This is a genomic window from Hallella mizrahii (assembly GCF_009695775.1).
Classification (GTDB): Bacteria; Bacteroidota; Bacteroidia; order Bacteroidales; family Bacteroidaceae; genus Prevotella; species Prevotella mizrahii.
Genome location: NZ_VUNG01000001.1, coordinates 155,124 through 168,542 on the forward strand (window position 1 = coordinate 155,124; position 13,419 = coordinate 168,542).

A 13,419-nucleotide genomic window follows, 5' to 3' on the forward strand; every position below is an offset into this window, starting at 1 on the left:
ATTGCTATGTTTTGTGTTATTCCTGTTTGATATTGTTCACCGGGTTCTCGTTGCCGGCCTTCCAACTCTGCACGAACACGGCGAGAAGACTGACGGCGAACACCACGGCACCAGCCACGAGAATCCATGGCCACCAGACGGTACGGTAGCTGAACTGCGACATCCAATGCTGCATGAGCCACACCGTCAGCAGGCTGCCGATGACGAAAGCGATGGCGACATACTGCATGAACGTGCGAATGAGACGGCGACGCACCTGCGCGCCTGTGGAGCCGAACACCTTGCGGATGGCTATCTCCTTGGCTCGCTGTCCGATGTAGTAGGTGGCCATGGCCACGAGGCCGAGCAAAGAGATGAGGATGGCCATGAAAGCGAAGAGAGTGACGAGGTGTGAGGTCTGTTGCTCCTGGTGGAACTTGTCCTGGATGATGCGGTCAGCAAACTTCGCGTCGTCGTCGGTCATCACCTTATGGAAAGCTGTATGGTAGACGTCGGCCACTGTATTGAAGGCCGTCTGTGGGTCTCCCTTCACCTTGATGGAGATGGCCCAGGGATAATCCACATGTGGCTGGATATCAATAAACATCGGATGCTGCTCACGCTGGATGTTGTCGATGAGAAACTCGTTCATGCGTCCGCCGTAAACATCAAGACTGTCCGCATAATAGAATGGATTCTTACGCAACAGTTCTTGGGGCCGTATACCCATAATATTTTTTATCTCTGCCTCAGCTTCGTGGTTGATGTAGAAGTGGTGCACCTGTGGTTTACAGCCGCCTTTCAGAGTCAGACCATAGACATTCATAAAGTAGGGGTCTGTAATGAAAAATTGCATCGAGACGGCCTTGCCATTAAAAGCAAATGTGTTGTTGTTGCCGCCGTCCAAGGGCGTGCCCATCGAGGCCGACGCGGCAGCTACGCACGACTCCCGCCGGAGCAGATCCATGAACGTGTGAATGGCGTCGGGATGACCGCTATTGAAAGTCGATATCACAAGGATATTGTCCTTGTTGAAGCCCAACGGTGCGTTGACGAGATGTCGCAACTGTGCCAGCATAATGAGGGCGCAGCCTAACATCGTGATGGTGATGATGTTCTGAAAGACGATGAACACACGGCTGAGCACCATCTTGGTCTGATGTACAAAGGTACCTTTGATAATCTCAATGGGTTTCACGCGCGAGGTGATGAGGCCGGGGATGATGCCCGACAACGTACCGATGACGACGATAAGCAACAGCGAAAGACCAATACAAGCCAGACTAAACAACCGGGAGACCTGCAGCGTGGTGTCAAGCTGATGGCCCATGACCGGTGCGAAAGCCACGGCCAACAACAAAGCCACCATCCAAGCCACAAGGCAGAGCAGCGTGCTCTCGGCCACGAGCTTGGCAAAGACACGGCACCGTGTGGCCCCAAAGAGCTGGCGGGTAGCCATCTCGCGGGCACGACGTCCGGAGATGGCAACGGTGAGGTTGATGTAGTTGGTCACGGCAAAGAGCAGGATGAGGAGCGTGGCTACCATCAGGATGTTAATGAGCGTGGGATTGCCACGACGCGTAACGTCGTTGTTAGTGTCTAACTTGGAGAGGTAGAGATGAGAGAAAGGAGTGGTAAAGACTTCGCATTTCCAACTCTCTTGGAAGTGTGGCCAGAAAGTGCTGATGAACTTAGTCAGTTCATGCGACCTGCCTATGAAGGAATGACCGGGACGCATGAGCAGGAAGACACTGCTCCCCGTGTAATTGATGCTGCCTTTGACGAAGAACTCATCGGTGTTGGCCATATTGTACAACTTGGCCTGAGAGAAGTTCGTCAGCATATCGGTATGACAGAACACGGTATTGTCCAAGTCCTGCATGATGCCGGTCACACGGAAGCGTATGGTGTCGCCGATTGTCACGGTCTGCCCCATGGGATCGGCCGAGCCAAACAGCTTGCGGGCGAAGCTCACGGTGAGCACGGCACTGTTGTCGGCGGTCAGACAACTATTGCGGTCGCCCTTGAGCAACTTGTAGTCAAAGACATGAAAGAAAGTGGTGTCGACACTCAGCAAGGATGCTGACAAGTAATCACCGCCACAACTGACCCAAGTACCGTTATGGCATACGCCACAAGCACTCTCTATCTCTGGATAGTGCTTGCGCAACTGCGTTCCCACATAGTGGTGGATACCCTCACAAGCATCGGTGCCATCAAACGACATGCCCAGCGCTTCTATCCGGTCGGCATTGGCCACCTGCCTGTCTATGCTCTTCTCCTGCCAGGTGTAGAGGCCGATGAGCATCACGAACATCAGCGACACGCTGAGGCCAAAGAAGTTGATAAGGGTGTAGCCCTTGTTACGGGAAAGAAAAACGAAATAGCTCTTCATCATTTTATCTTCAGTTCTTTGTAGTCCTTGTAACTCTCATATCCACTCACGATGACGCGCTCGCCGGGCTCCAGTCCCTCCAACACTTCATAGTACTGCGGGTTCTGTCGTCCGATGCGTATGTTGCGGCGATAGGCTTTATGGCCGGAGGCATCGAGCACGAAGATCCACGAGCCGCCGGTGTTGCTGTAGAACGTACCCTTGGGGATGATGATGGCCTTCTTCGACTCGCCGAGCTGCAGGTCGATGTAGTAGGTCTGCCCCGTGCGAATGTTCTGTGGACGGGCGTCACGGAAAACGAAGTCGATCTTGAAGCGACCGTCGTGCACCTCGGGATAAACCTTGCGTACCTCAAGGCGGTAGGTTCTGCCGTTCTGTGTGAACGTGGCGGCGAGTCCGCTGTGCACACGGTCGATGTAATGCTCATCGACCTGTGCCTCCACCTTGTAGTCGCTAAGGTCGTTGATGACGCCAATCTTTTGTCCCGGCGTAATACTCTGTCCCAACTCCACGTCGAGCAGTCCCACCTCACCGTCGATGGAGGAACGTACGTCGAGCTTGGCCTTACGCTGCCTGACAAGTTCCACGTTGCGCTGCATCGAAGCCAGGTTGTCGCTCATCTGGTTCATCTGTGCACTCCGCATCTGTGCGCTCTTGCTGAGTCGCTGACGGATGAGGCTGTTCTTCTCCACGGCGAGCCGATAGTCTTCCTTGGCCTTGAGATAGTCCTCACGCGAGTTGAGCTGTTCTTTCTGCAAGGCGGTCTGATGGCTCAATGCCCGTTTCTTGGTCTGCACATCCATAGCAAGCTGGGCGGCTTCCGTGCGGTTGTTGAGCTGTTCCTGTTCCATGGAGAGCTGTGTATTGCGCAGCATGTCCTGCTTCTCGGCCAGTTCGCTCTCGGCGTTGAGTATCTCAAGGTCGAGGTTGGAGTTGCTCAGCCTTACGATAACGTCGCCCTTGTGCACCTTTGAACCTTCGTCAACGACCTTCTCTACCACGGTGCCACCTTCTTCAGGAGAGATCTGTACCACTTGGATTGGCACCACATTGCCGTCCACACTGACATAGTCGTTGAACTGTGCGTTCTCGACGGTGGCAATGCTCAGCCCACGTTCGTCGACCTGCAACGATGAGGTGAAGTTGCTCTGAGCCAGCCAGACTAACAGCGCTATGACGATTACGCCTCCACCTATCCACGGCCAATACTTGCGCGGCACGCGGTATTTCTTCTGTTTGATTTCTATATCCATAATATATATGTGTCTAACTCTTAAGTAATAACTCCTAATTCCTAACTCCTAACTCTCCTGTGACATAATAGTTGACGAGTCGTGCCTTCAGTGCCAGCATCATCTCGCTTTGCAACAACAGCAGGCGACTTTGCATCAGAGTCTGCGCCGTGGTGTGCAGGTCATAGACGCTGAGCATGCCTTCCTCGTATTTGCGACTGGAGAGATGATGCGCCAACGAGTCGGAAGCCACCTTGCGCTGCAACTGCTCCACCTCACGGGCGTAGCCACGGTAGTCGAGTACAGCCTGCAACGCATCGTCGTGTTGCTTGCGACGCGCGTCGGCAAGGTCGAGTTGTGCTTCCTGCCAGTCGGTCTTGGCCCGCCGGGCTCTGTTCCACGACGAAGCGTTGAAGATAGGAATAGAGAGCGTCATGTAGACATACTCACCCATGTTGTTGCGGAACTGTGAACCGAAGCCCTCTGCTTTGTAGCCTGCAGTGAGGTTCTTGTAATAGTTGGTAGCCACGCCACCTCCCAAAGATAGTTTAGGAAGCAAGGCGGCCCGTTGTATCTTCCATTCCATGCGTGCGTGCTCCGCCTTCGCCGCTGCTACCGTCACGGCGGGACGCTCAGCGAGGAAGAAGCCGTGGCGCATGAGACTATCACAAGCTGTTCGGCTGGCAGGAAGAGTGGCAGCCGCTTGGACATCCACGGGCAGAGCGCTTACAGCAAGGCTATCGCCGGCCGGGAAGTTCATCGCAGTCTTCAAATCGTTCAGAGCTTTGTCGGCAAGATGACGCTGGTGGAGCAGGTTATACTCGTCCTCAGCAACCTGGCTCTCTACCTGCACCACATCGGGACGGCTCTTCTCTCCCAGCTCAAAGAGACGCTGTGTCTTCACCAACAGTGCCTTGGAGTCGCACCATTTCTCTTCGGCCAGGGCAATGGAGCGACGGGTGTACACAGCGTCGACGTATTTCTCCATGACCGTGATGGCCTTGTCGTCGCGTGCCTGCTGCACAGCCGACTGTGCCGATGCTCTGTCGAGACGGGCCTGACGGAAAGCGTTCCAGATGGCACCGCCGTCGAAAAGCGTCACCGACGCGCCGAGCTGATAGTAGTTGTTGAACGTGGTGACATTATTATAGGTATTGGTCTCCGGGTCAATGTTGCGTCCCCAGCTGTACTGTCCGCTGACTTCCGCCGACACACTGGGCAGAAAATTGAGCAGCGACGTGCGGTAGTCGGCGCGCTTCTGTTCCTGTTCCAGCGTCTGCCGTCTCACCTCGGAGGCGTGCTCTTGGGCGTAGGCAATGCAGCGGTCGAGGGTCCACGACTCCTGTCCTTGGACGCTCAGGCTCACAAAGAAGCCCATGATGAGGATATAATGCTTTGTTTTCATACACCGTAGACAATGCCAATGGCGTGCCAAAAACGTAAGTTCCTGTTTATGAGACTTCTGAAAGATATTGCCTCAAATACCAGTGTACAATTATTGGACACTCGTTGTATAAGAATTAGACACAGTCAATCGCTTACCTCGCCTTCACGCGAGCAATAATGAATAAAAAGTCTCGAAAGAATTTGTTAGTGCAACTAATATTAGTTACTTTTGTAGCAGAAAATAGATACACCATGCACAGGCCTCATCCATCAAACATCATCAAGGGCTATGTCATGCATCAAGTATATAATTATCTAACAGCAAAGGGATATATTAAAAGCAAATAGGAGGAAAGCATTATGGGAACTATGAAATACAAAGGCTACACCGGAAGTGTAGACTATAGTGAAGAAGACAATTGCCTCTATGGAGCTGTATTAGGCATGAGCCACGACGCAATCACCTACGAGGGAAAAGATGTAGACGAACTTCGCAAGGACTTTGAAGGTGCCGTGGATGACTATATCGAAAGTTGTAAGGCACAAGGCAGGGCACCTCGCAAGCCCTATAGCGGCAATTTGAATGTACGGCTAACACCAGAAATCCATAGTAGAATAGCCACCATTGCGCAACAGACCGGTACCACGATAAATAATTATATTCGTCAAACACTGGCGAAAGCTGTAGGAATAACCTTGTAAAAGGCTGCAATAGCATAAAAGCTATAAGCAAGAAGCACCATGAAACACGGCACACTACTTGTCGTCGACGACAACCGTAACATCCTCACCACGGTGAAGATGGTGACCGAGCAGACCTTTGAGCGCATCATCTGCCTGGCCAGTCCCTCAAGCCTCCTCACCCGACTGCGTGAGGACCAACCCGACGTGGTGCTGCTCGACATGAATTTCCACAGCGGTATCAACAACGGTAACGAGGGACTCTACTGGCTCAGGGAAATTAAGAAAGCACGGCCGCAGACCGCCGTCGTGCTCTTCACCGCCTACGCCGATATAGAGTTGGCCGTGACAGGCTTGAAGGATGGAGCCGCCGACTTCATCGTCAAGCCCTTCGACAACCATCAACTCATAGAGAAACTCACCGACGCTTACCAAAAGACGAGGAAGAAGAAACCAACCATTACGGCAGTGTCGGAGATGATATGGGGCACCTCGCCCGCCATGAGACACTTACGCGACATGGTGGAGAAGGTGGCGGGCACAGACGCCAACATTCTCATCACCGGCGAGAACGGCACCGGCAAGGAGGTTCTCGCCAAAGAGATTCACCGACTCTCGAAACGCGCTGGCAAAGCACTGATGCCCATCGACCTAGGAGCCGTCACGGAGACGCTCTTCGAGAGTGAGCTCTTTGGTTATGTCAAAGGGGCCTTTACCGACGCCAAGACCGACAAGCCCGGTAAGTTTGAGCTCGCTGAGGGCGGCACGCTCTTTCTCGACGAGATCGGCAACCTCAGCTATGCGCTACAAGCCAAACTACTCACCGCCCTGCAACGGCGCACTATCGTCAGAGTAGGCGGCAGCAAGCCAATACCCATTGACGTGCGTGTCGTCTGTGCCACGAACCGCAACTTGGAGGAGATGGTGCGACAAGGAGCTTTCCGTGAAGATCTGCTCTACCGCATCAACACCATCCAACTCCACTTGCCACCTCTACGTGAGCGCACGGGCGACATCATGACCTATGCCGGTTCTTTTCTCCACCGCTATGCCCACCTATATAATAAGGAGGGAATGACATTTGCGCCTGATACCCAAGAGAAGATAGAGCACTTGCCATGGTACGGCAACATCCGTGAGCTGCAACATGCAGTGGAGAAGGCCGTCATTCTCTCTGACGGCACGACGATACGTCCCGACGACATTGAAGGTTCGGCTACGACACGCCCTCAACCTACCAACGACATCCAACGACTCGACGACATGGAGCGCGAGATGATTGCCAAAGCCATTACGGAATGCGAGGGAAACCTCTCACATGTCGCCTCACAGTTAGGCATCTCCAGACAGACGCTGTACAATAAGATGAAAAAGTACGGGATATAAAGACTCTCCCTAACCCTCCCTAAAAGGGAGGGAAACAAGAAACCAATTAGGGTTAAACAAGCCACCGAGTATAGAGGGAGACAAAAACATCGGTTATATATGACACACCTTATATATATATGACACAGCCTGAATATTATATTCTGCTTGCCATTGCCGCCATTCTTATCGTAGTGTTGTTGGCAATGATCATCGTGCTGTGGCGACGCAACCGCCGCACAGTGGGCAAGGTGGCCTTCCTGTTCAACGCCATCGACAACGGGGACTATGCCTTCCGCTACTCCGAAGACAGGAAAGGCGACGCAATGGTCAACAGGTCGCTCAATCGCATCAAGGAGATCCTGCAACACGCACGCAATGAACAGATAGAAAAGGAAAAGTACTTTGAGCTCATCCTCGACTCGGTGGACACGGGCGTGCTGGTTGTCGACGAGGAGAGGGGACTGGTGCTGAGAAGCAACAATGCCGCACGCAAATTGTTGGACCGCGAAGCCATCACACACATCAGTCAAGTGAGTGACGCCTTGAAGAAGTTCTCCGTGCGCGAGACTCACACGATCCTGCAACAGCGTCGCGTGCGCATCATCGCCTTCAGCGATATTGACGGTGAGCTGGCCAACCAGGAGATCGACTCGTGGGTACGCCTCATCCGTGTGCTCACCCATGAGATCATGAACACGCTCACGCCCGTCATCTCGCTCAGCGAAGCCCTGTTGCCACAGGCTGAAGGCGAACAACATGAGGGACTGGAGGTGATCCACCAGACCAGCAAGGACCTGATTCGTTTCGTCGAGAACTACCGGCAGTTCACCCATGTGCCCACGCCACAGCCGTCGCCCTTCGACGTGAAGCCCTTCCTGCAACGAATGGTCACGCAAGTCAGGCCGCTTCTTCATCATGATGTGACGATTACGCTCAGCGTAGAGCCCGACGATCTCATGGTCTACGCCGACGAGGGACTCACCGCCCGCGTAGTGAGCAACTTACTGAAAAACGCAGCCGAGGCCACCCGAGAGGGACAGCACATCAGCCTCCACGCCTTCTCCGACATAGATGAGTCGGTCGTCATCGACATCAGTGACGACGGTGAGCCGATACCACCGGACATCGCCACGCATATCTTCATCCCCTTCTTCACCACTAAGGACGAAGGCAGCGGCATAGGACTTTCCATCTCACGACAGATCATGCGGGTAAGCAACGGCTCCATCGCCCTCCTACCCGACCGCCACGACGGACAGACGACGTTCCGGCTGAGGTTTCAATAGCGGCATCACGTCACTGTCATGGCACAATGTTTGTGAAACAGACTTCAGAACATACACATTATTATATATATAGCACAAGATGAAAGTATTACTGATCAATGGTAGCTCTCACAAGGAGGGCAACACCTTCCATGCACTGAGCATGGCAGCAAAGACGTTGGAATCACAGGGTATTGAGACGGAAATCATGCAGATTGGCAACAAGCCTGTGCGCGGTTGCATCGCCTGCGGAGTCTGTAAGCAGAAAGGCAACAACCGCTGTACATTTGACGATGATGTGTGCAACCGTTTCTTGGAGAAAGCAAAAGATGCCGACGGCTTTATCTTTGGCTCACCGACATACTACGGCCAGCCCAACGGCGCACTGCTCGCTGTGGTACAGCGAATGCTCTATGCCGGTGGCGCGCTGATGAGAAACAAGCCCGTAGCTAACGTCGCGGTGTGCCGTCGCGGTGGTGCGTCTGCCGTCTACCAAACGATGAACATGGCGTTTGAGATGATGAACATGCCGATCGTCACGTCGCAGTATTGGAATATGGTCTACGGGCAAAAGCCCGGTGAGGCAGAGCTCGACGAGGAAGGTATGCAGACGATGCGCACGATGGCCAACAACATGGCATGGCTGCTGAAGCGCATCCACCAGGGCGGCGATCCACAATATCCAGAGCGAGAGTCGTGGACACCGATGAACTTCATCAGAACTTCCAAGTAGCATAAAAAAAGGACTGCCAGAGATGGCAGTCCTTTTTTTATGCTTTAATCTTCCATGCTCACAGAGGGAGCATGGAGGAAGAAAATGTCGGAATGGATTAGTCGCAGTTAGCGAGCTTGTGATCAGAGCCGAGCACGTCGGTGATCTTCTCCTTGTACATGTCTGTCATGTAAGCACGAGCAACCTTGCCATACTGACGAGGATCGAAGTACTCAGGATGCAGAGCGAGGGTCTCACGGACACCAGCAGTGTAAGCCAGACGAGAGTCAGAGTCGATGTTGATCTTGCAGACAGCACTCTTGGCAGCCTTACGCAGCTGCTCCTCTGGAATACCAACAGCGTCGGGGAGCTTGCCGCCGTACTTGTTGATAATGTCGACATACTTCTGAGGAACAGAAGAAGAGCCGTGGAGAACGATTGGGAAGCCAGGGAGCTTCTTCTCGATCTCTTCCAGCACGTCGAATGCCAATGGAGGAGGAATCAGACGGCCTGTCTTCGGGTCACGTGTGCACTGCTCGGGCTTGAACTTGTAAGCACCGTGAGAAGTACCGATAGAGATAGCCAGAGAGTCGCAGCCAGAACGCTCGCTGAACTCGATCACCTCCTCAGGACGTGTATAGTGAGACTCCTCAGCAGAAACCTCATCCTCAACACCAGCGAGGACACCCAGCTCTGCCTCAACAGTTACGTCGAACTGATGAGCATAGTCTACGCACTTCTTGGTGAGCTCGATGTTCTCATCGAACGGCTTAGAAGAAGCGTCGATCATGACAGAAGAGAAGCCCATGTCAACGCAGCTCTTTACCAGCTCGAAGCTGTCACCGTGGTCGAGGTGCAGCACGATCTCAGGATGGTTGCAACCCAAAGACTTAGCATACTCCACAGCACCCTCAGCCATGTAGCGGAGGAGGATAGGATTAGCATAGTTGCGGGCACCCTTAGATACCTGAAGGATCACCGGAGAGCGAAGCTCGGAAGAAGCTGTGATGATAGCCTGGAGCTGCTCGAGGTTATTGAAGTTGAATGCTGGAATAGCATAACCGCCATTGACGGCTCTCTTGAACATCTCGCGTGTGTTGACGAGACCAAGATCTTTGTAATTTACTGCCATAATACTTAATAATTATGTTTAGAATGAAATCTTCAATTTATGATAATCACATAGCATTGCGCCCGTAGGCACTTTGCTCTTATCACATGCAAATTTAACAATTTATTTTCTTACCGCAAAATGTCTCTTGATAATAAGTAAAGAAGAAGGTTAAAAAAGTTTATTTAGACCTTTCTTCCTTCCCTTTATCACACCGTTTGTCATTCTAAGTTTACAAATCTCCACCCTCCCACACATGATCTTTTTTCGATGCTGCCATGCCCAGCGTGAGCTTATAGGCCACATGCAGCATGAGGTAGCGGGGAATGGAGTTGGTCCAAGTCTCGGTACGTCCTTGCTCGTTGAGCACGAGCGTAGTGCTGTTGAGGTTGCCAAGGATGTCATAGGCGTCAAGCATAAACGTGAGGCGATCGTGCATCAACTTCTTCGAGAGGCGTGCATTCCACACGAGTTCACTACGGTTCATCTGCTCATCATTGTATCCCATACGCCTGTAGTCGGTGATGTCTGTCGACAGTTTAAGTCCCCACGGCATCGTGACGTTGGTACCCAAACGCAGGTTGCAGTCCCACGCATCGACCGCCTGAAAGTCGCGTCGCCGGCTGTTGGCGTTGTGATAGGCGACACGGCACTCGGCGAAGGCATTCAGCCGGGTGTCGAGTTGATAGTTGAGTTGCAGTTGATCGTTCACTTCCCAGCTGCGCACCTTGCTCCGCTGGTTGTCCACGCCTTCCACCGTGGTGAGGTCAACGCTATTGTTGAAGTTGGCGAAGAGGTCATTCTGTAGTCTCCATCTCGTAGCCTTGTCGAGCGGCGTAGAGAAACCCGTACCCGCCGAGACACTCCAGTTGCCGTTGACATTGGTTTGCTGCGTAGTGGTCACTCCGGTCTGCTTGTCATAGACGACAGCAGAGGCGAGGGCATTATGAGTAGTGTGGAATCCCAACGAGAAGTTCATCATCCGCTGCGTTGACAGTCGGAAGAGTGCAGCGCTGAGGTTGACGTTGTGGCTGCGCGCCTTTTTCAGATTAGGGTTACCGAGCGTCACGTTGAGCGGATTGGCATCGTCGCGGATGTCGAGAAGCGTGGAGAGTTCCGGCACTCTCTGCGATGTGGAGTAAGAGCATTCGACATAGCGTGTACCTGTGGAGTCGTTGAACTGGTATCTCAAGTCGACCGTAGGATTAAAGAACATGGTGTGGCGCTCCTTCTCATAGTCCTTATTGCGGAAGTAACCCAAGTGCTCGCGCTTCCACTCCAACGGCAGGCGTGCCGAGAGCGAGAGCTGTGGCTTTGCCGTACCATCGCCATGGGAGAAGTAGAGCGAAGTCTCCGCCGTCTGCTGTGTCGTATGCATAGTGCTGCGATAGCTATTGCTGTTGTCAAGGGCGGCAAGCAGGGCCTGACGCTCCGAGGGCAACATGCCCAAGGTATAGTCCTGCTCGCGATAGCCTTCCACCTGGTCGATGCGGTAGAGATTGTAGCGCGTGTTGTCGTAGCTCTGACGAATACTATATGATGGACGCAGGTAGAGGCTGTTCAGTCCCACGGTATCGTCGACGAGCAAACAGGCATAGAGTGCCGAGGCCTCCATATTGAGATGGCGGTCCGGCGTTTGGGAATACTGATAGCGATGATCTTGCCGGTCCTCCGTACCGAGGTAGTCGATGCTGTTCATGGCAAAGAGGTCGTTGGTAGTCTTGCCATAATCAAAGCTACCATTAAATGAGAGTTCGTCAGTACCGTTGTTGCCAAGGCGCAAGCGGTCGTAAAGGCTGAGCGAAGCATTGTAGGAGTTGCCGTGAAATTGGTTGTCGTTTTTCACCCTGTTGATGGCGTGCTTCAAGAGTCGTGCGCCGGCATCAGGCATAAACAGACTGTCGAGGATGGCGTCGCCGTCCGGCTTGCTGCCAAACAATCCCGAACGTCTGTCGCCATCGCCGTGGTTGCGGCTATAAGCCCCTGAGAGCGTACCACCAAGCATCTGATGCGTAGGTGTCAGCCCGAAGGAAGCATCCGCCGACCACTGCCTACTGACATTGTGCGTGGCATTACGGTCGAGCCGATAGGTATCGCCGCCAGAGAGAAAGGTCTGCGCCGTGGTGCGCGTGCGTGTGTCGTTGTCGTCCGAGGCATAGCCGAGCGAGGTAGTGAAGAAGTTGTCCTCTGTCTTTCCGTCGCGCCGGTATTCCACGCCTAAGTTTCTGACCGAAGTCAATCCGCCGCCCGCGTCAGGTGCTGAGCTGATGCTTCCGCTCTCTCCCGGCACCGAGGTGTCGCCGACATTGTTTGCTGATCCTGTCAGTGTGAGCCGCTCCTTCGGCGTATAGTACATCGAGAACAGACGTGCGGCATAGCGGTTGTTCGTGCCGCCCGCGACATCGGCGTTGGCCAGGAGCCCATGCTTATATTCGCGTTTCAGCGTCACGTCGAGTACATAGCTCTTGTCGCCCATGTCGCGCCCCATGAGCCGGCTTTCCTGTCCTTGCTTATCGTAGGCCTTGACCTTGTCGACGGTGAAGGCGGGCAGGTTCTCCAATGCTTTCTTCATGTCGCCTTTGAAGAAGTCACGGCCGTCGATGAGCAGTGAGCTTACAGCCCTTCCGTTGACTTTGATGACGCCATTGTCCAGTGTGGTACCGGGCATCTGACGGATGAGGGCGTCGAGCATTGAGCCCTCGCTGAGGTTGAGTGCGGAAGCATCGTAGACGAGGGTATCGCCACGCATCACCATCTTGATTTTCGTAGCCTTCACGACGACTTCGCTGAGCGTATGCACGTCGGGCTGCAAAGCGATGTCGTCGATCTGCTGTTCATTGACACGGTTGGCCATGCGCACGGTGACGCGCCGGTAAGCGGTTTTGTAGCCAAGACTGGAGCAGCGCAGCAGATAGGTGGAGTCGTTGTCGACATCAAACTGATAGACAAAGACTTTCCAGCCGAAGATCTGCCGTTCTGTCGTGGTCGTGGACTTGATGACCGAGGAGTCACGGGGATTGAGCAACTCCACGACAGCGCCCGCCAAGTCCTCATGTGTCTTGCCGTCCACTACCCTGCCGACGATGTGGCGGGCAGCAGCGGAAAGGAAGGAGAGGGAGAAGAGAAAAAGAAAGAGCAGGCGACGCATGGAGCAATGATGAATGATAAATGATGAGTGATGACGGGGAGCACACAGAGAGCGGGAAGAGACTGCGGAAAGAGCCTGAGGGACGGCCACAACGCCGTCACACCGAACCGAGCTGTGCTCATACCCGAGCTATGGAAGAAGC

9 protein-coding genes are annotated in these 13,419 nt (G+C 53.5%); 4 read left to right on the forward strand and 5 right to left on the reverse strand.

Annotated elements, in window-relative coordinates; genetic code table 11:
- Positions 1–16: 16 nt before the first annotated feature.
- Genes FYJ73_RS00600 through FYJ73_RS00610 form a run of 3 tightly spaced genes read right to left on the reverse strand, consistent with a single transcriptional unit; the run spans position 17 to position 5,011 of the window.
- Positions 17–2,377 (reverse strand): ABC transporter permease, encoded by a 2,361-nt coding sequence (locus tag FYJ73_RS00600; RefSeq protein WP_154532555.1) that lies wholly within the window; start codon positions 2,375–2,377, stop codon positions 17–19.
- Entirely contained in the window at positions 2,374–3,627 is a 1,254-nt protein-coding gene (locus FYJ73_RS00605; protein WP_154532557.1) for an efflux RND transporter periplasmic adaptor subunit, read from the reverse strand. Before FYJ73_RS00605 ends, FYJ73_RS00600 begins: the two co-directional genes overlap by 4 nt.
- Before the next feature lie 34 nt (positions 3,628–3,661).
- Positions 3,662–5,011, reverse strand: a complete 1,350-nt coding sequence (locus tag FYJ73_RS00610) for a TolC family protein (protein WP_154532559.1) — start codon at positions 5,009–5,011, stop codon at positions 3,662–3,664.
- Positions 5,012–5,352: 341 nt separating this feature from the next.
- On the opposite strand from FYJ73_RS00610, the gene FYJ73_RS00615 reads away from it, so the two are divergent.
- The 4 genes from FYJ73_RS00615 to FYJ73_RS00630 all read left to right on the forward strand — a co-directional run bounded on the left by FYJ73_RS00615 (position 5,353) and on the right by FYJ73_RS00630 (position 9,039).
- On the forward strand, positions 5,353–5,694 hold the full coding sequence (locus FYJ73_RS00615; RefSeq protein ID WP_154532561.1) for a type II toxin-antitoxin system HicB family antitoxin: 342 nt from the start codon (positions 5,353–5,355) through the stop codon (positions 5,692–5,694).
- Positions 5,695–5,733: 39 nt separating this feature from the next.
- Entirely contained in the window at positions 5,734–7,059 is a 1,326-nt protein-coding gene (locus tag FYJ73_RS00620) for a sigma-54-dependent transcriptional regulator (RefSeq protein WP_154532563.1), read from the forward strand.
- Positions 7,060–7,178: 119 nt separating this feature from the next.
- The gene (locus FYJ73_RS00625; RefSeq protein ID WP_154532566.1) at positions 7,179–8,327 is read left to right on the forward strand and encodes a sensor histidine kinase; all 1,149 of its coding nucleotides are present in this window, start codon (positions 7,179–7,181) and stop codon (positions 8,325–8,327) included.
- 79 nt (positions 8,328–8,406) lie between these two features.
- Positions 8,407–9,039 (forward strand): flavodoxin family protein, encoded by a 633-nt coding sequence (locus tag FYJ73_RS00630; RefSeq protein WP_154532568.1) that lies wholly within the window; start codon positions 8,407–8,409, stop codon positions 9,037–9,039.
- A gap of 97 nt (positions 9,040–9,136) precedes the next feature.
- Here the strand turns inward: FYJ73_RS00630 and FYJ73_RS00635 are convergent, their stop codons facing one another.
- Both FYJ73_RS00635 and FYJ73_RS00640 read right to left on the reverse strand, forming a co-directional pair.
- On the reverse strand, positions 9,137–10,150 hold the full coding sequence (locus FYJ73_RS00635; RefSeq protein WP_154532570.1) for a class II fructose-bisphosphate aldolase: 1,014 nt from the start codon (positions 10,148–10,150) through the stop codon (positions 9,137–9,139).
- Between the two features lie 211 nt (positions 10,151–10,361).
- The gene (locus FYJ73_RS00640; RefSeq protein WP_154532572.1) at positions 10,362–13,277 is read right to left on the reverse strand and encodes an outer membrane beta-barrel protein; all 2,916 of its coding nucleotides are present in this window, start codon (positions 13,275–13,277) and stop codon (positions 10,362–10,364) included.
- Positions 13,278–13,419 lie beyond the last annotated feature (142 nt).

Excerpts from the sequence above, each read along its gene's own strand:
- FYJ73_RS00610 (WP_154532559.1), bottom strand. The coding sequence starts at position 5,011 with ATGAAAACAAAGCATTATATCCTCATCATGGGCTTCTTTGTGAGCCTG.
- FYJ73_RS00640 (WP_154532572.1), bottom strand. The coding sequence starts at position 13,277 with ATGCGTCGCCTGCTCTTTCTTTTTCTCTTCTCCCTCTCCTTCCTTTCC.
- FYJ73_RS00625 (WP_154532566.1), top strand. The coding sequence starts at position 7,179 with ATGACACAGCCTGAATATTATATTCTGCTTGCCATTGCCGCCATTCTT.
- FYJ73_RS00605 (WP_154532557.1), bottom strand. The coding sequence starts at position 3,627 with ATGGATATAGAAATCAAACAGAAGAAATACCGCGTGCCGCGCAAGTAT.
- FYJ73_RS00620 (WP_154532563.1), top strand. The coding sequence starts at position 5,734 with ATGAAACACGGCACACTACTTGTCGTCGACGACAACCGTAACATCCTC.
- FYJ73_RS00635 (WP_154532570.1), bottom strand. The coding sequence starts at position 10,150 with ATGGCAGTAAATTACAAAGATCTTGGTCTCGTCAACACACGCGAGATG.
- FYJ73_RS00600 (WP_154532555.1), bottom strand. The coding sequence starts at position 2,377 with ATGATGAAGAGCTATTTCGTTTTTCTTTCCCGTAACAAGGGCTACACC.
- FYJ73_RS00630 (WP_154532568.1), top strand. The coding sequence starts at position 8,407 with ATGAAAGTATTACTGATCAATGGTAGCTCTCACAAGGAGGGCAACACC.
- FYJ73_RS00615 (WP_154532561.1), top strand. The coding sequence starts at position 5,353 with ATGGGAACTATGAAATACAAAGGCTACACCGGAAGTGTAGACTATAGT.